The sequence below is a fragment of the Desulfobotulus sapovorans DSM 2055 genome (genome assembly GCF_059569355.1).
Genome location: NZ_JCANVJ010000001.1, coordinates 278,176 through 299,610, shown reverse-complemented (window position 1 = coordinate 299,610; position 21,435 = coordinate 278,176). Strand labels below are relative to the sequence as shown.

The 21,435-nt window shown below is 57.0% G+C and carries 16 protein-coding genes; 6 read left to right on the top strand and 10 right to left on the bottom strand.

Annotated features, from left to right (window positions below; all coding sequences use genetic code 11):
- Positions 1 to 336 precede the first annotated feature (336 nt).
- Positions 337 to 2,871 (top strand): mechanosensitive ion channel domain-containing protein, encoded by a 2,535-nt coding sequence (locus BR04_RS01195; protein ID WP_496354150.1) that lies wholly within the window; start codon positions 337 to 339, stop codon positions 2,869 to 2,871.
- Between the two features lie 147 nt (positions 2,872 to 3,018).
- Here the strand turns inward: BR04_RS01195 and BR04_RS01190 are convergent, their stop codons facing one another.
- From BR04_RS01190 to panB, 6 genes are all read right to left on the bottom strand, one after another.
- Positions 3,019 to 6,243 (bottom strand): efflux RND transporter permease subunit, encoded by a 3,225-nt coding sequence (locus tag BR04_RS01190; RefSeq protein WP_496354149.1) that lies wholly within the window; start codon positions 6,241 to 6,243, stop codon positions 3,019 to 3,021.
- Positions 6,240 to 7,370, bottom strand: a complete 1,131-nt coding sequence (locus BR04_RS01185) for an efflux RND transporter periplasmic adaptor subunit (RefSeq protein ID WP_496354148.1) — start codon at positions 7,368 to 7,370, stop codon at positions 6,240 to 6,242. Before BR04_RS01185 ends, BR04_RS01190 begins: the two co-directional genes overlap by 4 nt.
- Positions 7,371 to 7,403: 33 nt before the next feature.
- A complete protein-coding gene (locus BR04_RS01180; RefSeq protein WP_496354147.1) occupies positions 7,404 to 8,762 on the bottom strand; it encodes a TolC family protein in 1,359 nt (452 codons plus the stop codon).
- 153 nt (positions 8,763 to 8,915) lie between these two features.
- Positions 8,916 to 10,340 carry a radical SAM protein gene (locus BR04_RS01175; RefSeq protein ID WP_496354146.1) on the bottom strand — a complete coding sequence of 475 codons (1,425 nt, stop codon included), beginning with the start codon at positions 10,338 to 10,340 and terminating at the stop codon, positions 8,916 to 8,918.
- Between the two features lie 307 nt (positions 10,341 to 10,647).
- On the bottom strand, positions 10,648 to 10,902 hold the full coding sequence (locus BR04_RS01170; RefSeq protein ID WP_496354145.1) for a DUF5320 domain-containing protein: 255 nt from the start codon (positions 10,900 to 10,902) through the stop codon (positions 10,648 to 10,650).
- Between the two features lie 327 nt (positions 10,903 to 11,229).
- Complete coding sequence (panB, locus tag BR04_RS01165) at positions 11,230 to 12,015, bottom strand: 3-methyl-2-oxobutanoate hydroxymethyltransferase (protein WP_496354144.1); 786 nt, start codon at positions 12,013 to 12,015, stop codon at positions 11,230 to 11,232.
- 233 nt (positions 12,016 to 12,248) lie between these two features.
- Here panB and hisS point away from each other — a divergent pair, with 233 nt between their 5' ends.
- The 4 genes from hisS to BR04_RS01145 all read left to right on the top strand — a co-directional run bounded on the left by hisS (position 12,249) and on the right by BR04_RS01145 (position 17,250).
- The gene (hisS, locus tag BR04_RS01160) at positions 12,249 to 13,517 is read left to right on the top strand and encodes a histidine--tRNA ligase (RefSeq protein WP_496354143.1); all 1,269 of its coding nucleotides are present in this window, start codon (positions 12,249 to 12,251) and stop codon (positions 13,515 to 13,517) included.
- Positions 13,518 to 13,602: 85 nt separating this feature from the next.
- Complete coding sequence (gene aspS, locus BR04_RS01155; RefSeq protein ID WP_496354444.1) at positions 13,603 to 15,387, top strand: aspartate--tRNA ligase; 1,785 nt, start codon at positions 13,603 to 13,605, stop codon at positions 15,385 to 15,387.
- A gap of 24 nt (positions 15,388 to 15,411) precedes the next feature.
- The gene (locus BR04_RS01150; protein ID WP_496354142.1) at positions 15,412 to 16,086 is read left to right on the top strand and encodes a CBS and ACT domain-containing protein; all 675 of its coding nucleotides are present in this window, start codon (positions 15,412 to 15,414) and stop codon (positions 16,084 to 16,086) included.
- Between the two features lie 195 nt (positions 16,087 to 16,281).
- The gene (locus BR04_RS01145; RefSeq protein ID WP_496354141.1) at positions 16,282 to 17,250 is read left to right on the top strand and encodes a calcium/sodium antiporter; all 969 of its coding nucleotides are present in this window, start codon (positions 16,282 to 16,284) and stop codon (positions 17,248 to 17,250) included.
- A gap of 79 nt (positions 17,251 to 17,329) precedes the next feature.
- On the opposite strand, the gene BR04_RS01140 is transcribed toward BR04_RS01145, so the two are convergent.
- The gene (locus BR04_RS01140) at positions 17,330 to 17,791 is read right to left on the bottom strand and encodes a pyridoxamine 5'-phosphate oxidase family protein (RefSeq protein WP_496354140.1); all 462 of its coding nucleotides are present in this window, start codon (positions 17,789 to 17,791) and stop codon (positions 17,330 to 17,332) included.
- A 251-nt stretch (positions 17,792 to 18,042) separates the two neighbouring features.
- Between BR04_RS01140 and BR04_RS01135 the strand changes: the two genes are divergently transcribed.
- Complete coding sequence (locus tag BR04_RS01135) at positions 18,043 to 18,714, top strand: methyltransferase (protein ID WP_496354139.1); 672 nt, start codon at positions 18,043 to 18,045, stop codon at positions 18,712 to 18,714.
- Here the strand turns inward: BR04_RS01135 and BR04_RS01130 are convergent.
- From BR04_RS01130 to lnt, 3 genes are all read right to left on the bottom strand, one after another.
- A complete protein-coding gene (locus BR04_RS01130; protein ID WP_496354138.1) occupies positions 18,680 to 19,054 on the bottom strand; it encodes a lipoyl protein ligase domain-containing protein in 375 nt (124 codons plus the stop codon). The two genes, BR04_RS01135 and BR04_RS01130, sit on opposite strands and share 35 nt — an antisense overlap.
- Before the next feature lie 128 nt (positions 19,055 to 19,182).
- Positions 19,183 to 19,542 (bottom strand): hypothetical protein, encoded by a 360-nt coding sequence (locus BR04_RS01125; RefSeq protein ID WP_496354137.1) that lies wholly within the window; start codon positions 19,540 to 19,542, stop codon positions 19,183 to 19,185.
- Between the two features lie 128 nt (positions 19,543 to 19,670).
- Entirely contained in the window at positions 19,671 to 21,302 is a 1,632-nt protein-coding gene (lnt, locus tag BR04_RS01120; protein ID WP_496354136.1) for an apolipoprotein N-acyltransferase, read from the bottom strand.
- Positions 21,303 to 21,435: the final 133 nt, after the last annotated feature.

Here is a 21,435-nt window from a genome sequence, read left to right as displayed (position 1 = left end):
CTGAACGAAACCCATTTTTTCAGTATTCTGCTCATAGAGGGTATCTTTTTCAGAGCACAAGGCCTACCAAACCCCATTTCTGAAATGGCATGACACCGATACCCTGAACCCGCATGAAGAAAAAAAACAGATTCCGTTCGCCCCCCATCCGGCGACATGCGACACTCTGAAGCGGTACGCATGAAAACCTTTTTATTACTCCAGACATGGGATGCCACACAAGAAATTTAGCGTTTACAGAAAAATAAAAACAATCTTAAAATCCTGTTTTCCCTGTACGGGCTGGGCCTTGACCCTCCCGGCCCCTGCATCTTTCTTTTTTCCGTGAGGCTCTCCATGCGATTTCGTTTTCTTCTGATCCTTCTTTTTCTGACGGGGATGACCTCCCTGAGTCATGGAACAGTGGACGCACGGCTTGACAACCTGCACCTGTCCATAACGGCATCCACAGAAGATGAAGCAACATCCATAGCCGCCCTTTCTTCTGAAGCAGAACAGGAAAAACAAAGAGATATCGCCATCCAGTCCGAAGGACGGGCCTACCGCATCCTTGCCGCCTCCCAGCGCAACCTCCTCCTCTCTCCCCAGACCAGCATTGCGGAACTTGAAAAAGCACAGGTCGATCAGCAGACCTCGCTGCATGGGCTGGAAAACCAGCTGCAACGTATCGACCGTCAGTGGGAACGTCTGGAAAGTCTTCGCCTACAGACCGACAACCGCAAACGTATCACCGAAGAACAGCTTTCTTCCATTCTTGCAGAAGAGTCAGACAATCCGGAAGCCACCCGTGTCCATGGGGCGATGGAAACCCTGCTGCAAAAGCTTCTGGAAAAAACCAGGCTTCTGGAAACCATGCAGACCACCCTGGAAAAACGGCGTCAGGAATTTCTGGAAATCCGTCAGGATATGGAAGCCCTTTCCCTGGATTTTCAGCAAAAACTGAAGGAACGTAAAACCATGGAGCTTTTTCAAAAAAATCAGGGACTCAAAGCCTTCATGGATCGGGACACCCCCATTGCCATCTTCAACCATATCCGGAGCAGTGCCCTTCGGATTCTGAGTCCTGATTTCTGGGAGGCGGAAATCCGTCCCCTTTTTCAACTGCCCCCCCCGACCCTGATCCGTATCCTGATTCTGGGTCTTTTTTTATTGCCCCTTACCCTCAGAATCCGCTTTTTCCTCAAAAAAATGGAAAGCCTTCATCCCGAGGGCTGGCTGGGAATCCTGCTGGAAATCAGCCGTAAAAGCCTCGTCTTCATGGTACTGGCCCTGTTCACCGAAAGTGTGGTTCGGTCCCAGGCCGGTCTTTCCGCCACAGGGCTGTTCAAGATGGTGACAAGCCTCACCTGGTTTGTCACCCTGTACCGGCTTCTCATCGCCTTTCCCGCTGCCTGCAAACGGGATAATCGTCCCCGGATCTCCGAAGCCCATCTTTCCTTCCTCCAGAGGCTCACTGGGGGCTACCTTGTTTTTGTCCCTCTCTTCATCTGCTCCGCATGGATCTTTCCACCGGACAGTCCCCTCTTCCTCATGGAACGGGTCTGCATGGAAGCCTTTGTCCTTCTTCTTGTCTTCCGTTTCTGGAAACACAAAACGTCCAGCGCCGGAGATCTCCCCCTCGTCCGCATGGTTCTGGAATTCAGCGGGAAAGGCATCGCCCTGGGCGCTCCCGTACTGGAATTTCTCGGCTATGGTTCCCTGGCCCTTTTCTGGTACTGGGCCTGGGGAATCACCCTGATCTGCGGGGGACTCTACCTGCTGTTCTTCACTGCCATGCGGGAGTGGGCGCAAAAAATCGCCGTTCTGTCCAGCCAGACACCTGAAGAAGAAACAGGCCAGTCTGCCGCCCTGATGCGTCTCGGGCTTAAAATGCTGCCCATTGTCCTGCTTCCCCTGCCCATCTTTGTCATTGCCAGAGCCTGGGGACTTCAGGAAGCTCTTTTTCCCGGCTTCATGCAGGTACTGCGCTATCCCCTTACCTTCGGCGGTATGGAACTGAGTCTTCTCCGTTTTTTTCAGGCGCTCTGCGTGCTGCTCATCACCCTGGCTGCCACCCGTTTCTTCAGAGCCTTCATTGAAAAACGCATCCTCATGGAAAGTGGCGTGGAGCAGGGACTCCGGGCCTCCATCCTCACCCTCGTGGGCTACATCCTCTGGGGTATCGGCATCCTCTCGGCCCTGCATGTCTTCGGGCTGAACACCACCTCCCTCACGGTGGCCTTCGGCGCCCTGGGTGTGGGACTGGGCTTCGGACTTCAGGCCATCTTCAACAACTTTGTCAGTGGCATCATCCTGCTTTTTGAAAGACCCATACAGGTGGGAGATGTCATTGAAATCGACGGTATCTGGGGCACGGTCACCCGCATCAATGTCCGCTCCACCGTGGTGCAGACCTATGACAATGCCTCCCTCATCATTCCCAATGCAGATTTCATCAGCAACCGCCTGACCAACTGGAGTTTCAAGGATCAGCGTTTAAGAAAAAACGTGGATGTGGGTGTGGGGTACAGCTCCGATGTCAAACATGTGGAAAAAATCCTTATGGAAATCGCCTGCAACACCCGAGGTGTTCTGATTTATCCCCCCCCGGATGTACATTTCATGGATTTCGGAGACTCCGCCCTCATCTTCCGGCTGCGCTTCTGGAGCACACTGCCCGAATTCCGTATCGTCGAAACCCAGATCCGCTTTGCCATCACCCATGAATTCCGCAAGGCAGGCATTGAAATTCCCTTTCCCCAGCGAGACCTTCACCTGCGTTCCGGCTTTCCGGTGAAGGAGGAAGAAACGGTCTTTCAGGAGTCCCAAAAGACGGAATCCCCTGAAGCCTCTGCCAGAAAGGGGGAAGCCCCTCCGCACATGGCTCCCTGATAACACCTCCATGATCCATGGCCTCTTTTCTTTCAAAAAAGCCCCATGTCCATATAAAAGCCGGATATCTGCGGGCAGGCCCAGGGCCTGCCCATCCATAATGAAGGAGAACACTCCGCATGACGGAAAATAGGTACCCTGCCCCCCTCAGGCCTCCCTGTCCCTGAAAAGCGCGTAATAGGTCACGGGCACCACAACGAGGGTAAAGAGGGTGGAAGCCAGAAGGCCAAAGATCAGTGCCCAGGCCAGACCGGAAAACACCGGATCAAAGGTGATGGGAGCCGCACCGATGGCGGTGGTGAGGGCGGTGAGCACAATGGGCCTCAGACGGATGGCGCCGCTCTGGAGAATGGCCTCGGAAAGGGCCATCCCCCTGCCCACAGCCTCCTGGATGAACTCCACCAGCACAAGGGAATTGCGGATCACGATGCCGCCCAGAGCGATCATGCCGATCATGGAGGTGGCGGTGAAAAAAACGGGATTGGCATAAGGCCCGATGGCAGGAGCGCCCATGAGGTTCAGAAGCCAGAAGCCCGGCAGAATCCCCAGAAGGGTCAGGGGAATGGCCATCATGATGAGAAGGGGCAGGCCAAAACTGCCCGACTGGATCACAAGCAGAAGATAGATGCCGAGCAGGGCTCCGGCAAAGGCAAGGCCCATGTCCCGGAACACATCAAGGGTGATCTTCCACTCCCCTTCCCCGGCCCACTCAACACGGATCCCCTCAGCCGGAGGCCGGGCCTTCAGGCTTGCCATCCCATCCAGTACCCCTTCCGCAGGAGACTTACCCGCCATGTCGCCCGTCACAAAAACCACCCTCGCCAGATTCTTGTGGTAGATGGGGGTGTCCTCCTGTTCCTGCACCACGGTCACCAGCTCTGCCAGAGGCAGGGTGTCCCCCGTAGCGGTTTTCAGGGGAAGACTGCCCAGACCGGCTTCGGAGCTGCGGACTTCCCTCGGAAGCACCACCCGGATAGGCAGGGGGGAACGCTCTCCCTCCTGATGCAGGGTGGCGGCCACCTTTCCGCCCACGGCGGTCTCAAGGCTCCGGAGAAGGGTCTCCACGGAAATGCCGTGCAGGGCCGCCTTTTCCCGATCCACCACAAAGGAGAGACGGGCCCCCCCTTCCTTGGGCATGATGTCGAGATCCGTGACAAAGGGTTCGCTGGCCATCACACTCCGCACATGGGCCGCCCCGGAAAGCAGCGCTTCGTAGGGCATGTCTTCCCTGCCATAGATTTCCGCCACCAGGGTGGAAAGCACAGGCGGGCCGGGCGGCACTTCAACGAGTTGCAGACTCACCCCCCGTCTCTGGGCCAGGGCCTCCAGCTCCGGCCGCAGACGCAGCACCAGTCCGTGGCTCTGGAGGTCCCTTTTTTCCTTGTCCACGAGATTCACCCGGATATCGGCAAGGTGGGATCCCTCCCGCAGGTAGTAATGCCGTACCATGCCGTTGAAATCCATGGGGGAGGCCACACCTGTGAAGCTGATCACCTCCCTCACCTCCGGCACGGAACGCAGATAGTACTCAAACTCCCGCACCACCGCATCCGTGGCTTCCAGCGGTGTGCCTGCGGGCATTTCCAGCATGACCTGAAATTCTGATTTGTTGTCAAAGGGCAGAAGCTTCAGGGGCACCTGCCGCAGAACCACAAGGGAAATGCAGCCTGCAAACAGAAGAAGAATCCCGCAGAGCAGGGCAAAACGGTTTCTGCCGGAAGCAAGAAAAGGCAGCATCAGTCTGCGATAAAAGCCCTGAATCCCCGGATGTACGCCGGAACCTTCCTCCTCAGAAGAAGGGGGAAGGCTCTTTCCGGAAAAACGGTTTTTCAGGAGAAGCCAGGACAGCCAGGGCACGATGGTCAGGGCCCAGAGGGTAGAGAAGGTCACGGTCAGGGGAACGTTCACCGCCATGGGCGCCATGTAAGGCCCCATCATGCCTGTGATGAAAAAAAGAGGCACAAAGCAGAGGATGATGGCCACCGTGGACATGAGTACAGGAGACAGCACCTCCTTCACGCCGATAAGGGTGGCATCCTCAGGAGGCAGTTCTCTTTTTCTGAGGTTGCGCTGGATATTGTCCACATTGGTGATGGGATCATCCACCACAAGGCCCAGAGAAAGGATGAGGGCGAAAAGGGTCACCCGGTTGATGGTGTAACCTGCGACGAGATTCACAAAAAGGGCCAGGGAAAAACTTAAGGGAACGGCGACGGCCACCACAAGGGCTTCCCGCCAGCCCAGGGTGAAGGCCAGGAGCAGCACCACGGAAATCACGGCAAACGCTAAAGAAAGGAGGAGGCCGGATACCTTCTCGCTGGCCGTTTCCCCGTAATTGCGGGTCACGGAAACGGAGACATTCCGGGGCAGGATCTCCCTTTTCAGGCTTTCCATTTTCTCCACCACCTCATCGGCAACGGTCACGGCATTGGTACCCCGCTTCTTTGCCACAGCCAGGGTGACGGCAGCCCTCGCTTCCATCCCCTCTCCCCCATGGCCCATGCCCAGACTGAAACGGGAATGGGAAAGGGCCTCTTCCGGGCCGCTGATGATCTCCGCCACATCCTTAAGATAGACGGGCCTGCCTCCGTGCACCCCCACCACGAGGGAAGACACATCTCCCGCATCCTTTAAAAAGGCATTGGAAGCCACCATGAAACTGCGGTTGGCCTGACTGATCCGGCCCGCGTTCACGGACACATCGGAGGTGGCAAGGGCCCGCAGCACCGCATCCACATCCACCCCGAAACCCGCCATGCGATCCGGGGCCAGGGCAACCCGCACCTCCTGCCTTCTGCCGCCCACCATTTCCGTGCGGGAGACATTCTTCACCTCGGAAAGCCTTGCCAGCATCTCCGCCCCCATGCGGTGCAGGGCGTGGTCATCATGGGCCTCCGAATGCAGGGTGAAGGTCACAATGGGCACATCATCAATTTCAACGGGCTTGATGAGCCAGCCCCGCACGATGGCCGGGGCCAGATCCCGGTTCATCATGATCCGGTTGTGAAGACGCACCAGGGCCGCCTCCCGGTCTTCCCCCACAAAAAACCGCACCGTCACCACGGCATGATCCTGATGGGACATGGAATAAACGTACTCCACCCCGTCAATCTGCCAGAGCAGGCGCTCCAGAGGGGTTGCCACCAGCTGCTCCACCTCCTTTGCTGAAGCACCGGGGGCATTCACAAAAATATCCGCAAGGGGCACCACAATCTGGGGTTCTTCCTCCTTGGGCGTAAGCAGAACGGAAAAAAATCCCAGAATCAGGGCGGCGGCCACCACAATGGGAGAAAGCCTTGAGGAAAGGAACTGACGGACAAGGCCCATCACCACCCCTGTGGGCGGGCCGGAAAGGGCAGGCTGCATGTTCATGAGTCCTTCCTCCCTCGGGAAAGGGCCACCTGTTCGCCGCCTTCAAGGCCGGAGAGAATTTCGATCATGCCCTCCCCCATTTTTTCGCCCGTGGTGACAAAGCGCCGTTCCCAGCGATCCTCCACCTGCACCTCCACCAACGTAAGCTGGCCCACCTTCCGGATGGCCGCCTCTTCAATCCAGACCGCAGGACGGCTTCCCACAGGAATGCGCAGGGTGCCGAACATGCCCGGATACAGGCCTTCCTTCACGGGCAGGGCCACCTTCACAAGAAAGGTGCGGCTTTTGGGATCCGCATAGGGAACCACTTCCTCCACCCCGGCGGGAAACTCCGCATTCAGGGTGTTGATGCGCACCCAAAGCTTTTCTCCGGGTTTTACCTTTGAAAAAAGGCCTTCCCGCACATAGGCTTCAAGCCTCAGAAAACCGCTGGTCTGAAGGAGCAGCAGGGGTTTTCCCGGAACCGCCGTATCCCCCGGCTCCACCAGCCGTTTCAAAACCTCGCCGGATTCCGGTGCTGTGATGCGGGTGTAGTCATGGGCGATTTCCGCTTCCTTCAAAAACTCTCTGGCCTGGCGGATGGAAGCCTCCGATGCCAGAAGCCCTTCCCTGGCACGGGCCGCATGGGCCTCGGCCTGACGGAAGGCGGAAGTGGCCTGCTCCACCTGACGCTGGGTGGCGGCTCCCTGGGCAAAAAAGCCCTGAACCCGCCCATGATCCGCCCGTGCCGCATCCAGGGCCGCATCCGCTGCGGCAATGGCCTGTCTCATCTGCTGACGTCCGGATTCTGCGGCACTGAGGGCTTCCCTGGCCTGTTCCATGCGGGCCCGCACCTGACGGTCATCCAGCAGAATCAGGGTATCCCCCTTTTCCACACGGCTGCCCGACCGCACCGCCACCTCCCGCACCTGACCCGCAATCTGGGCCTCAATGCTGGATTCCGTGCGAGGCCGGACGGTTCCCACGGCCTCCTGCCATTCCTCCCGCTCTCCGGAAATGGCCAGCACCGTGGCTTCCGGTTCCGGAAGGGATTCCGAAACCTTGCGGGGGGGAGAGGACGTCTCCCCGCAGGCTCCCAAAAGCAGCACACAAACCAGAACCGTTCCCAAAAACCGGATCTTTCCCAAAGACCGAATCCTTCCCTGCCAGACCCTCATAGCTCACACCTCCCCGGAAAGCCGTCCCAGAGCCCTGGCAAGATCCGCCCTGGCCCTTTCCCTGTCGTAAAAAGCCGCCGTTTTCCGCACCCTGGCCCGGTTGTAATCCAGCTCTGCCTGAAGATAGCGGGTAACGGTAGCCGCTCCTCCTTCATACTGCCTGCGCACCAGATCCAGAGATTCCGCCGCCAGATCCACGGCCTTTTCCGCCACCTGATACCGGGCGGAGGCTTCGGCCACAGCAGAAAGGCTTTCCTCCACATCCAGACGCACCTCAAGGAGAAGCCCCCGGACGCGGGCACGCAGACCCGCCTCTCTGGCAAGGGCCGCATCCTTTCCCGCCCTTCTTGAAAAACCGTCAAAGATCTCCCAGTCCGCCTGCACCGAGACCTCCCAGTTTTCCCGGTTCCGGTCAAAGGCCCCGTCCTGGTCATCGTGCCAGTACCGACCCTGAAGGTTCAGCTCCGGCAGAAGCCTTCTTTCTTCGGCCATAACGGCCTTTGCCGCCCGGTTCACGGAAAGCCCCATGGTTTTAAGATCCGCCCTGTGCTCAAGGGCCATAACCATGGCGGCCTCTCCTTCGGAAGGAAGTTCCGGCAGCACCAGATCCGCCTCTCCGGGGAGAAGCCCCGTACCGGGGCAGAATCCCAGAAGCCCCGCCAGGGCAGAAGCTGCAAGGCGCACACGGTTTTCGCTGCGCACCCTTTCCTCCTTCACTTCCGCAAGGCGGACTTCAAGGGAGAGAAGGTCAGACTTCAGCACCCCGCCGCCCGCATACTGCACCTCCATCACCTCCAGCTGACGGGACACGGTGGCAAGGGATTCCTCACTGATGGCAAAAAAATCCCCTGCCGCCTTCACCTGATAAAAGGCCTGCACCACCGCAGCGGCCAGACGGTTTGTATGCGCCTCAAGGCCAGAAGCCGCTTCTTTCCTCCCGAGATCCGCCATGTCCTTCATGAGAGCCGTACGGCCCCCGTCAAAAACCCGCATCCGTCCCCAGAGGGCGGCTTCCGTATTGCGGAAGGAACCGGGATCGTTGAAATCCAGATTTTGGGGAAGCTCCCGCTGGTCGATGGTTTTAAAAAGATAGGAGCTTGGCGCATCCCCCGTACTCCAGGCCAGAGACAGCCCGAAACGGGGCCAGAGACCGGAACCCGCCTCCCGGAACAGGGCATCCGCCTCCAGAATTTTCGCCCTGGCCTCCTCCATACCGGGATTGCGCTTCCGGGAAAGATCCAGCATTTCCGTAAGGGAAAGGGCGCGCTCCGGCGCAGGTTCCGGGGATGTTTCCGGACAGAAAAGGACTTCTGTCTCCGCAGCCCGGACAGACGCCCCGGCAAACAGAAGGAAACACAGCAAAACAGCCCACCTTTTCATTGAAACACCTCCTTTGGGATAAAAAAAACATGCACATGGCGAAAACAAAGAATCCGCAAGCCCCAAAAAAGTTACACCGGAAAGCAGCTTCCTCAAAACAGATCCGAGGGAATGGGGGGAAAGATTGTTAGGGCACTATCCACAGGCATCCCTTTTCTCCCCGGAAACCATGCCATAGGCCTGAAGTCCCGGTGGAATGCATTCAAACAAAAGGGCCTCCTGGGGCAGCCGTCCGCAATCCGGATTCTGAAACCAGGCCAGACAGGCATGCAGTTCCTCAGTGTCCATGAAAATGGGGGCCGCTGCCGGTCTGCGGATCAAGGCAAGGGAGCACTCCGGGCCCAGGGCGATTTTTTTCGCACCCAGAGGGGCCTCTTCCGGATTGAGAAGCCGGACACCGGAATACAGGAGCTTTCCCGTACAGCCCCCAGGCCGGACATGGCCTGCCAGGGACGCATTCATGCGCAGCCCATCCTTCATGGCCGTAAGACGAAAAAGACCGGGATCCCAGCCCGAAGCGGCAAGCCGTGCCGCTTCCTCTTCCAGACAGCTCGCCGGCCCTTCCAGGACAAGCTGACGCAGATACCCGTTTTCCGTCAAGCCTTCATCGGAAAAGGCGGCAAGGGGAGACGTCTTCATGCGCAGGGCCGCCTGCTGGAAACGGTGCTTATAGGCAAAACTGCAATAGTTCACTCCCAGGGGCAGATCCATATCCCGGGATAGACGTAAAAGACGCAAGGCCGTGATCTCGGACTCCATCACGGTCAGATGGGCATCCCGGATGTAGGTGTAGTTTTTTTCCTGAAGGCGGGGCAGGTTGTGGGAAGTGAGGCGAAGCTGATGCAGATTGAGATGGCGGATACCGGCCTTGGCCATCTCCGGCATCTTCAGCATGAGCAGGGCTTCTTCTTCGGGAACGGCGGGGATTTCAATGGTGACGGTGGGAATGTGATCCACAGCCATGACCGCCTTTTCCAGACTGTAGGCCATCGCTCCAATATCAAAACGGATTTCGTCCAGCCCTGCTGCCGCAAGTGCCCTGAGCTTTGCCGCATCCGCAAGGATACCGTTGGTGTACATCCAGATATGCACCTTCTTTCCCAGACGTTCCCGCACGGCCTTCAGATAGGAAAGGGTACGATCCAGCGTCAGAAGAGGCTCACCGCCGGAAAAACTCACCCCCCGGAAACCTAAGGCCGCCACATAATCCGCATAGGCCTCGGGCGTCGCAAAGGTCAGCCCCTGGGATACGGGAAGCCCCAGCTCCTTCTGGGGGGCCGGACAGTAAAAACAGGAGGCATTGCAGCAGCCATTGATAAAGAGACAGGACCACTGTCCTGCGGCACAGAGGGCACAGCCCGGAGACAGGCGGGACATGTCCGGCTTGGTTCCCTTGCATCCCGGACTCACCCTGTCCGCCACAGCCGCAAACAGTGTCCGCCGCTCTTCCATAGCCGCCAGCGCCCTTTCCCCTCCTGCAAAGGAAAGCCGCCCCACCGTTTCCCCGTACTCCCTGAAATTCTCCTCTTCAAAACACGGCTGTTCCTGTACAAAAGCCATAACCCACCTCACGGACTCAAAAAACGGGGAACCCCCTGGCCTTCCCCTTGAAAAAAAGCGCACCTTTCCCCTTTTCGCCTCTCCCGGTGAGGGCCACTGCACAGATCATGGGAAAAACCCAACAGCAAGTTTCCACACCGGCCTCCTGGCTCTCACGGTTCGTCTTCAGCTTATGTATCCGGGGAAAATCGTGCATACTTACAGCGGAACTCCCTCTTTCTGCAATAAAAAAGGAGGATACCTGCCATGGCACCCCCCCTTTTCTCCGGCAGGATCTCCCACCGGACTGTTCCGCTACGCTTCAGACTCAGGATTCATCTGTCCGAACGAGATCTGAAGACCCTCTGGTCTCAGAAAGATCCACCTGCCCGGCACGGGTTCTCCGACCGAGACCCGCACCACAGCGGCCTCCGCCGCCCATCCCCCTGCCCCGGCCTCTGCCACAGCGCTCCTGCCCCGCAGGCGGGCTGGCTTCCGGGGTCTTTGCCCCGCCGCAGGTTCCAAGTCCAAAACCCGTTCCCGGCCCCTTTCCCAGGGGTCCCTGTCCGTTCATACCTGGCATATCTGCCTCCTTCTGGTCTGGAGGGTTTCACTTCCCGTCTGTCATGAAATACAGGAGAGGCTTCCAGACGCATTATGAACATATGCCCATAACCATGCCAAAGCAAGGGCGGTCTCCAAAAAAATCCCATATTTCCAAAAAGAATACAGAAGCCCGCAAGTCCAGAGGCCCCGCACAAACAAAAAACCTTTCCCGCCCATGGACAGAGAAAGGTCTTTCTGAAAAATCAAAAAAGCGGATGCCACCTTAAAAATTTTCTTTATCGCTCCCAGGCTCCAGCGCGGGAACCACCGGCCCAGAGCTGAGTCAGGGCCGGACTCAAAACAATCAGTAACTGTGCTCTGTTCCCGGAAACTCTCCGGAACGCACCGCATCCCCATAAGCCTTGAAGCCCCTGAGGGTTTCTCCCTTCAGATCCGCAAACATCTTCGTGAATTTGGGCATGTAGCCAAGATTCAGTCCCAGAAGATCATGCATCACCAGAATCTGACCGTCACAGTGCACACCCGCGCCAATACCGATGGTGGGAATGGCAAGCTCCCTGGTGATCCGCTCGGCAATGGCAGCGGGAATGCCTTCCAGTACCACGGAAAAGGCTCCGGCATCCGCCACCTGATGGGCATCGGCCACCAGCCTCTCCTCATCCCGCTGCACCCGGTACCCGCCCATGGCATGGACACTCTGGGGGGTAAGACCGATATGGGCCTGAACAGGAATTCCCGCATCCACCATGGCACGGATGGTTTCCGTTACCGTGGCTCCGCCTTCCAGCTTCACCGCAGCAGCTCCGGCTTCCTTCAGAAAAAGTCCGGCATTGCGTACCGCCTCCCGGACATCGGCCTGATAGGAAAGGAAGGGCAGATCCCCCACCACAAGGGCCCGCTCCGCAGCACGGCTCACCATGCGGGTATGATAAAGCATTTCCTCCATGGTAACGGGCAGGGTGGTTTTCTGCCCCTGCACCACCATGCCGAGGGAATCTCCCACGAGAATCAGATCCGCGCCAGCTTCATCGGCCAGACGGGCAAAGGGAAAATCATAGGCCGTAACTGCAACGATCTTTTCACCCGCCGCCTTCATTTTTATCAGATGCTTTGTATTCACAGATGTCATACCTGTCTCCATGTTCCGGGTTTCAATGTCAATTTCAGGGAACTGTTTCCAGTGCCTATCCCCGCAATCCTCCCCTGTCAAGCCTTGGGAAGACATTTGGAGGAAAGCCCTTTGTCTTCACGGAATCCGGTTGACGCTTGCAAGACCCTGCGATAAGAGAACAGGGTTATGGTGTTTATCATAAAGCGTATGCTCAGATCGGGCATACGGATTTTTTCAGGACGGAAATTACGATGATTCAACTGATCCGAGGTTTTAAAGACATTCTGCAACCCGAAGCCAGCTTGTGGCAGCACATTGAAAAGGAAGCCCGAAAGCTCTTCGAAATCCATGGGTACCGGGAAGTCCGCCTGCCCATTCTGGAAAAGACGGAACTTTTTGCCCGCAGCATCGGCGAAACCACGGATATTGTGGAAAAGGAGATGTACACCTTTACGGATCGGGGCGGCGACACCCTCACCCTCCGGCCTGAAGCCACAGCCTCCGTAGTGCGTTCCTATATCCAGCACAAGCTCTCCGGAACGGAACCGGTGCGAAAGCTCTACACCATCGGCCCCATGTTCCGCAGGGAGAGACCCCAGAAGGGCCGTTACCGCCAGTTCTATCAGATTGATGTGGAAGCCTTCGGCATCGCCTCACCTTATATAGATGCCCAGATGATCCTGATGCTGGCCACCCTCATGGAACGCCTCGGGGTCACGGGCATCTCCGCCCACATCAACTCCCTCGGCTGTCCGGACTGCCGTCCCCGCTACCGGGAAACCCTCACCGCCTTCATCGAAGCCCGCAAGGATCAGCTCTGCGAGGACTGCCTGCGCCGGAAAGACAAAAACCCCCTGCGGGTGCTGGACTGCAAAAGCGAATCCTGCCAAAAAGCCATGACGGAGGCACCGGAGCTTCTCGATGAACTCTGCGGCCCCTGCGCCGAACACTTCAGCGTCGTGCGGCGGGAGCTGGATCGCCGATCCCTTGCCTACAAGGTGAACAAGCGCCTGGTGCGGGGTCTTGATTACTACACCCGCACGGCCTTTGAACTCCAGACCGACATGCTGGGTGCCCAGAGTTCCGTAGCCGGTGGTGGCCGTTATGATGGCCTGGTAAAAACCCTGGGAGGCCCGGATATTCCGGCCATCGGCTTTGCCATCGGCTTTGACCGGCTGGTGGAAGTCATCACCCAGACCCGGCCTCCGGAAGAAGCAAAACCTGAGGTCTTTTTCATCCCTCTGGGGGAAAAGGCCATGGAAAAAGCCTTTGATCTCTGCATGCAACTTGCCGAGAAGGGAATTGCCGCAGAAACGGACTACTCGGGCCGCAGCCTGAAAGCCCTCATGAAACGGGCCGACCGTCTGGCCGCACCGAGGGTCGTACTGCTGGGAGACAGCGAACTGGAAACGGGGCTGGTTCCCGTAAAAACCATGGCCACGGGAGAACAGGAAGAGATTCCCCTGAACGCCCTTGTGGACGTTCTTGTGAACAGATTTTCCGCAGACAGAAAGGCCTGAAGCAAAAAAAGGCCTGAACCCCGAAAAAGATGTCACGACATCCAAACTCTTACGCTTAGAATCAAGGAGATTTTCCGTGCCGGATATGCTTGGTGATATGAAAAGAACCCACCATCTGGCCGCTCTGGGCAGCCCGGAGGTGGGCGCGTCCGTGGTGCTCATGGGATGGGTACAGCGCAGAAGGGATCATGGCGGTGTAATTTTTGTGGATCTGCGGGACAGGGAAGGCATCACCCAGGTGGTCTTCAACCCGGAACGCAACCCGGAAGTTCATGCCAAAGCCCACGGTATCCGCAGTGAATTTGTCCTTGCCGTACGTGGTACCGTGGTGGCCCGGCCCGAAGGCATGCAGAATCCCGGCCTGAAAACCGGAGCCATTGAGGTCATGGCCGATGAACTGCGCATCCTCAATACGGCAGCCACACCGCCCTTTCTCATCGAAGAAAATGTGGAGGTCTCCGAGACCATCCGGCTCCAGCACAGGCATCTGGATCTGCGCAGACCCCACCTTCAGAAGAATCTCATCACCCGCCACAAAACCGGTCAGGCCATCCGGAGCTTTCTCAACGCACAGGGCTTTCTGGACATTGAAACCCCCTTTCTCACCCGCAGCACGCCCGAAGGCGCCAGGGACTATCTCGTACCCAGCCGGGTGAACGCAGGCCAGTTCTTCGCCCTGCCCCAGAGTCCCCAGCTTTTCAAACAGCTGCTCATGATCGCGGGCTTTGACCGCTATTACCAGATTGTCAAATGCTTCCGGGATGAGGATCTGCGGGCTGACCGTCAGCCCGAATTCACCCAGATCGATCTTGAAATGAGCTTTGTCACAGAAAATGATGTCATGGACATCGGAGAAGGCCTTGTCTCCGCCGTGTTCAGGGAAGTTCTGGGGATGGAACTGACCACCCCCTTTGAACGCATGGACTACGAAACCGCCATGGATCGCTACGGTCTGGACAAACCCGACCTGCGTTTTGGTCTGGAGCTTGTGGATCTTACGGACAGAATGAAAACCGTGGGCTTCAAGGTTTTTGCCGATGTGGCCAAAAAAGGCGGGATGATCAAGGCCATCAACGCCAAGGGCTGTGCCGAATTCAGCCGCAAGGAAATTGATGATTTTACCGCCTTTGTCGCCATCTACCGGGCCAAGGGACTGGCCTGGATCAAGGTAAAGGAAGGCGGTGAATGGCAGTCTCCCATCGCCAAGTTCTTCAGTGAGGAAGAAAAGGCCGGTATCGTCCAGGCTCTCGACATGGAAGTCGGGGACATCGTCTTCTTTGTGGCAGACACCCCCACCGTCGTCAACGAAGCCCTCGGCAACCTGCGCAATCACCTGGCCCGAAAACTCGGCCTTGTGGATGACTCCGTTTTCCGCTTTGTCTGGGTGACCCGTTTCCCCATGTTCGAGTATGATGAAACGGAAAAACGTCTGGTGGCCCTGCACCATCCCTTTACCGCACCCGAGGAGGCGGACTACGCCAAGCTGGACTCGGCTCCCCTCACAGCCAAATCCAGAGCCTATGACCTCGTTCTCAACGGCACGGAAGTCGGTGGTGGTTCCATCCGCATCCACCAGCCGGAAATGCAGCAGAAAATTTTCGACGTTCTGGGCCTTTCCCGCGAAGATTACGAAGACAAATTCGGTTTCCTGGTGGATGCCTTAAGCTCTGGTGCGCCCCCCCACGGCGGCATGGCCTTTGGGTTTGACCGGCTGGTGATGCTGCTCACCCGCCAGTCTTCCATCCGGGATGTGATCGCCTTCCCCAAAACCCAGAAGGCCGCCTGTCTGCTCACCGGAGCACCCAGCAAAGCCGCGCCCGCCCAATTGCAGGAACTGGGAGTTCAGGTCGTCACCGATATACAGGGATAAAAAACCAAGCCCAAGGAGGACTGCATGTACATAGGCCGCATCATGCGCACGGATCTTGTCACCGTACCCCCGGAAATGCCCCTGGCCGAGGCCCGGGAACTCATTGACCAGAAGGGTATTGAACATCTGCTTGTAGTGAGCAAAGAAGGCAAGCTTATGGGCGTGGTCTCGGATCGGGATATCCGTCAGAACTGGGCCTCTTCCGCCACCACCCTTTCCAGCCATGAGCTGAACTATCTGCTCAGCAAGGTGACCATGGCCATGATCATGCGCAAGAAGATCGTGACCATCACGCCGGACACCACCATTGAGCGGGCAGCCCTCATTATTCAGGAAAAACGCATCGGCTCTCTGCCTGTCATGGAAAACGACCGCCTTGTGGGCATCATCACCCGTACCGATGTGCTCAAGGTGCTGCTGGATGCCATCGGCATCGCCGAAGGCTCGGTGCGCTTCCAGGTGCTGATCCGGGATCGCCTCGGTGCCCTGGCGGAAATTGCCAGGATTCTTTCCACAGAAGGCATCAATATCCAGAGCCTCATCTCCTGGCCCATTGATGAGCATCCCGGTGTTTTTCAGCTCGTCATGCGGGTGGCGGCCAGAGATCTGGATCCTGCCGTGAAAAGTCTTGAAGCCGGAGGCTTTGCGGTTCTCACCCGTCATGTCAAAGACCTGACCCCCTATCTTCCCAAAAGCTGATCCTTAAAGATCAAAGCCTGGGGGTCTTGTTCTGGAAGACCTGATTCTGAGCGTTTCCTGCTGCGGCCCAGAGCTGCGGCAGGAAACACACTTTTTCCGGTCTCCCCGTTTTTCTGCCTGAACGCTCCTGTACCCTGCAAGGATATGCGGCTCTCTTTCCTTGCCTGCCTTTTGTCCTTCTCCAAAGGTTTTCTCATGGCATACCTGCAACTGGTTATCGGGCTGGCCCTGCTCATCAAAGGTGCGAACTTCCTTGTCAACGGAGCCGTCAGTATTGCCCATCGTTTTCAGGTTCCCAATATTGTCATCGGACTGACAATCGTAGCTCTGGGAACTTCCCTCCCGGAACTGTTTGTCAATATTTACGCCAGTCTCACGGGCAATGTCGGCATTGCTGTCGGCAATGTACTGGGCAGCAACATCGCCAATACCTTTCTTGTGCTTGGCCTTGCGGCAGCCATCTCCAGACTGAAGGTACAGAGGGGAACGGTCTGGGCAGAAATTCCCTTAAGCCTGCTGGGCAGCATTATGCTGGCCGTTGCCGTTAACGACATCTTCTTTGACAACGCCGACATCAACCAGCTCACCCGGACTGACGGCCTGGCCTTCCTGGGCTTTTTTCTGATTTTCTCCTACTACTCCTTTTCCCTTTCCCAGTCCAAGGGCAACGAGCGCCTTGACCCTCCCAGCGAAGCCCGGTATACGGCCCTCCGATCCTGGCTCTATGTCATCCTCGGCATGATCGGCCTGGCCCTTGGCGGGGACTGGATCGTGGATGCCGCCGTCAGCATTGCCAGGGACTTCCGGATTTCAGAAGATGTCATTGGCCTTACCATCGTGGCCATCGGAACCTCCCTTCCGGAACTGGTCACATCCGCTGTCGCTGCCTTACGGGGCAATGCCGCCATCGCTGTGGGCAATGTGGTGGGATCCAATATTTTCAACATCTTTTTTGTTCTGGGGATCAGCGCCACCATCAAGGCCCTCCCCTTTTCCATGGCCAACAATGTGGACATTGGGGTTGTGATTCTTTCCAATCTGCTTCTTTTTGCCTTTATGTTTATTGGAAAACGCCGATCCATCCATCGCTGGGAAGGGTTTCTGATGCTGTTTCTGTATGGCATTTACATCGTCAGCCTTTTCATGCGTACCGAAAATATATAATCAGCACAGAAGCCCAGCCCTCTCCCTCAGACTGTCCCCCCTGCCGTATGACGGCGGCGGGGGGGGAGGGGTTTTCCGCTCACATGCGGGCCTTCCCCGTGACAGCATCCATGGAAATTCTGAATACCCGGGTTTTACCATGGCTGGCTGTGATATATTTCAGACCGTCTTCAAAATGATCTGCGGCATATTTACGCACAAGGCCTTCAAGGGCCTGCCGTTTCTCCCCGTCAAAAACCTCCATGATCCCCCCGGATACAATGACGCTCTCATACCGTGTACTGAATTTCTGTGGCAGCACTTCCGTACGTCCCACCACGCAAAAGGACACTTTGGGAACCGGGGTAAAATTATCAATTTTATGCCCTTCCGAAGCACAGTGAAAATAGATTCCATTCCCGATAACACAGAAATTCAGGGGAACCCCATAGGGCTGCCCGTCCGATCCGACGGTGGACAAAACCCCGTATTCCGCCGTATTCAAAAGACAAAGGGCATCTGCCTCCTGCATCTGCCTGTCCGATCTTCGTATTTTACGCATAGTCCCCCCTTTTTCTCCTTATTTCCCCACGGCTTCCACGCAGGACATGTTGTAGTTTTCGTTCCTTGTTCCCATTCCGAAGCTGAATGCAGTATTTTTCCCCCTATCCTCTTCATAGCCGGTCAACGCCGCCACATTGCCGAGGCTGCGCGGGGATCCGGGGGGGGAAACTACGCAAGGACAGCAGATAACGGCCTCCCAAAAACCAGCATTGCGGGCCGGATAAAAACCATTTTACCGGAAGATCATACATGAAACTTTCCAGCAAAAACCGTCTCATGCCCATGCATCAGGATCGGTTCCCCGAAGACACCCTTTTTTGCCGCATTGCCCGGACCGTCTGCCGGGCTGGCGTCCTGCCCAGAAAAGAACTCTACGAGGCCTGGGAAATGGCCAGAAGGGTACGACGGCGGTTCCGGGGGGGAAGGGTGGTGGATCTGGCCTGCGGTCACGGCCTTCTGGCCCAGATCCTGCTGATTCTGGATCAGACATCCCTGTCAGGTCTGGCTGTGGATACCCGGATACCCCAAAGCGCCGAAGCGCTGTTTGCCGCCATGGCCGAAACCTGGCCCTTTCTCAAAAACCGGATCTGCTTTGAAGCCCGTGACATGGGAGAAATTACGCTTTTACCCGAAGATCTTGTGGTCTCCGCCCATGCCTGCGGCGGCCTGACGGACCTCGTTCTGGAGAGAGCCGTGGCAGCACGAACCCGAGTGGCCGTGTTGCCCTGCTGCCACGATCTTGAGACCTGTGATACGGGCGGCCTTACACCCTGGATGCCGCCGGATCTGGCCGTGGATGCGGTCAGGGCGCTGAAGCTCCGGGCGGCCGGATATGAGATTTATACCGCGGCCATCCCCTCGGCCATTACCCCCAAAAACCGGCTGCTCATGGGAGAACCGCTGTCGTCAGACCGCCCTTAACCCTCGCCGGGGTCTGCTGTAAATCGCCTTTTTTGTGACAGGGACAGAGTGCCAAAAAACTCTCCACCAGCCCCTTCTTCACCTCCGCCATGGACGGGGCTGTCCCCAGCTCCCTTTCACCGCTGGTCATGGCGATGTCCATGCTGCAGGGGCAAATCCAGAAAAAGGGCGTCAGATCGGGAGACAGGTTGAGGGCCAGACCATGAAAACTCAGCCCGTGACGCAGGCGGATACCGATGCTGGCAAGCTTGCGGCCTTCCACCCAGAGACCGGGAGTCCAGGGGAATACAGCCTTGACGAACTTTACGGAATCCGCTGGAGAGGGTTGACGGAGACACATCCACCTCCTTGGATACAGCTCCGGCAAACCCTTTTGTCTTTGAACATTTGGAGTACGGCATGTCAGTCTTCAGGCCACCAGGTTAAATCCTGGTGGCTGCGCTGAGGTGCTAACAACCCTTTTTTACACTATTTCCCAACGGCTTCCACGCAAGAGGTTCTGTACGTCTCTGTCTTTGATCCCATCATCATATTAAACGTGGTGCGGTACCCTATGATGGACTCCGGCACCCCGAATGTCCGAGCACAGGCATTCTTCGCATCAGCTTCCACCACACAGAATTTTTTACCCTGAGCCTCTTCATAACCTGTCAGAACCGCCACATTGCCGAGGTAGCGCTGGGATCCGGGGGTGCAGTCATAACACTTGACCACCGCAGAACCAACAGCCTTGCAACTTGACTCGTTGACCGTCAGACCAGTAGCCAGAGCGAACGGAACAAAGATCAGGGGCAGGACGCAGATGAGCAGAATCTCTTTACGAAACATTTTCTTTCTCCTTTTTGAAAAGTGAATGCGGCTTGTGTTTGAATCTAAAGCAAAAAAAATGCCATTCATCAAAAAACAGCTGTAAGAAGATGGGTATTGGCCGTTTCCGAAAAAAGAGAGAAAAATATTCAGTCTTCCCTGTTTCGTCTCAGGGCCGCCCGCATAGGCCAGAAAACGACGAGAACCGCCCCCCACAGCCAGGTGTTTCCCCAGCGCCGAAAGACCGTCGAAACCTCAGGGCAGAAAAGTGCTGCCCGAGTGACCCGCGCCCTGCCATGGGGGGTCAGGGTGCCCGCCACAATCTCCCCTGTGGCCCGGATATGGGCGCCGCCGCCGGAATTGCTGCTTCGAACGAGGGGCCGACGAAATTCCACAGCCCGGAAAACCGCCATGCCCAGATGCTTCATTTCCGCCCTGGAGCTGAAAAACCAGCCATCATTGGAAAGCTCCACCAGAAGATCGGCCCCCAGATCCACGCCTTCCCGGACAAGCGCTGGAAAGCCGCTTTCAAAGCAGATCAGGGGCTGAACCGAAAAAGTTCCCACACGCACAAGGCCGGGATCGTCGCCTCTGGACAGCCAGAGCTTCCGGGCCGGTTTCCCTTCTTTTTCCGGAAAAAAATGAGCGTACAGGCTCGTTTCCGAAAAAGGAACCGGAATCCTTTTTCTATAGACCCGCGTGCATTCTTTCCCAGAAGACATGACAAAAACAGCACTGTACCGGGCTTTTATTTTTTCTTCCACAATGCTGCGATCATGGGCATCCACCCTGTGGATCACGGGAGCATCAGGTGCCGGGATCTCCTCTCTCCCATGCAGCAGAACCGGTACCCGAAGGCGCTTTAATTCGGCCCTGAGTCCGCTCTCTTCAAATTCTTCCGAATGGCAGTCCAGGCCCGGAAGCTCGGGGAAAAGAAGAAGATCCGCATTCCGGACAAGATCCATGTTCCGGGTCAGGGCCTCAAGGCAAAGGGCCTCATCGGTTCTGAAATTCTCAATATTTTTACGGTTCCAGCGGACGGGCACATCAGGCTGTACCGAGGCCACACGGAGGCTCCGTCCCACGGTTTCCCGCGCGTCTCCCTTCAGCAAGGCAATGCGCCAGGCCCCGTACCCGAGAACCGAAACCATGAGGATAGAAAAGGAAAGGAGATGCACAGCAAAGACCCTGGCCTCACCTCTCCTGATCCCGGAAAACGCCTCTGCAACCAGACCATTGGCCCAGATCAGACAGAAGCAGACCAGAAGCTCTCCGCCAAGATCGGCAATCTGGATGAATTCCGGCCAGAAGGCGGCTGTCACCGCCCAGGACACCGGAAAAAGAACCGGGCGCAGATAAATCAAAAGGGTCAGAAGACTGGCGCAGAACAGGGGGCCTGCCGGAACCCCCTTCCGGTTCATCCAGCCGCAGACCGCCCCGAACAGGGCAAAGGGGCTCCCCTGATACAGCCAGATCCCCGCCAGAAAAAGCCAGGACTGCCAGAGAGCGAGATCCACCATATTTTTAATGGCATGCAGCAGCCATAAGGTTCCGGAAGCCCAGCTCAGGGTACCAAAGATCCAGCCCGCCATCAGCCCCTTGAGGATTCCCGTTTTCCCGCCATGGTTCAGCATATGGATAAGGGGCACAAGCAGAACACAGGCCAGCCAGGGAGTTTTTTCCAGTGGGGAGAAAAGACCAAGCACCAGGGCGGCTGTCAGAAGAAATCCCCAGGAAGACAAGGTCTTCCGGCATTCCACAGGCAAATAACGCTGCCCCATCCCAACCGCCTTCCTGTATGTCCCATGGTCGTGTTTATTTTTATTACACATCGCATCGTCTGTATGCGCAGGTGCTGCACCCCTGCCATCTGTTGCCTATGGATGCCGGAAATCAGAAAAAAAGCCAACTTTA

What these genes read in the sequence shown, in the direction of transcription:
- BR04_RS01195 (WP_496354150.1), top strand. Translation starts at nt 337, where the DNA reads ATGCGATTTCGTTTTCTTCTGATCCTTCTTTTTCTGACGGGGATGACC.
- BR04_RS01190 (WP_496354149.1), bottom strand. Translation starts at nt 6,243, where the DNA reads ATGAACATGCAGCCTGCCCTTTCCGGCCCGCCCACAGGGGTGGTGATG.
- BR04_RS01175 (WP_496354146.1), bottom strand. Translation starts at nt 10,340, where the DNA reads ATGGCTTTTGTACAGGAACAGCCGTGTTTTGAAGAGGAGAATTTCAGG.
- BR04_RS01170 (WP_496354145.1), bottom strand. Translation starts at nt 10,902, where the DNA reads ATGCCAGGTATGAACGGACAGGGACCCCTGGGAAAGGGGCCGGGAACG.
- panB (WP_496354144.1), bottom strand. Translation starts at nt 12,015, where the DNA reads ATGACATCTGTGAATACAAAGCATCTGATAAAAATGAAGGCGGCGGGT.
- hisS (WP_496354143.1), top strand. Translation starts at nt 12,249, where the DNA reads ATGATTCAACTGATCCGAGGTTTTAAAGACATTCTGCAACCCGAAGCC.
- aspS (WP_496354444.1), top strand. Translation starts at nt 13,603, where the DNA reads ATGCTTGGTGATATGAAAAGAACCCACCATCTGGCCGCTCTGGGCAGC.
- BR04_RS01150 (WP_496354142.1), top strand. Translation starts at nt 15,412, where the DNA reads ATGTACATAGGCCGCATCATGCGCACGGATCTTGTCACCGTACCCCCG.
- BR04_RS01145 (WP_496354141.1), top strand. Translation starts at nt 16,282, where the DNA reads ATGGCATACCTGCAACTGGTTATCGGGCTGGCCCTGCTCATCAAAGGT.
- BR04_RS01140 (WP_496354140.1), bottom strand. Translation starts at nt 17,791, where the DNA reads ATGCGTAAAATACGAAGATCGGACAGGCAGATGCAGGAGGCAGATGCC.
- BR04_RS01135 (WP_496354139.1), top strand. Translation starts at nt 18,043, where the DNA reads ATGAAACTTTCCAGCAAAAACCGTCTCATGCCCATGCATCAGGATCGG.
- BR04_RS01130 (WP_496354138.1), bottom strand. Translation starts at nt 19,054, where the DNA reads ATGTGTCTCCGTCAACCCTCTCCAGCGGATTCCGTAAAGTTCGTCAAG.
- BR04_RS01125 (WP_496354137.1), bottom strand. Translation starts at nt 19,542, where the DNA reads ATGTTTCGTAAAGAGATTCTGCTCATCTGCGTCCTGCCCCTGATCTTT.
- lnt (WP_496354136.1), bottom strand. Translation starts at nt 21,302, where the DNA reads ATGGGGCAGCGTTATTTGCCTGTGGAATGCCGGAAGACCTTGTCTTCC.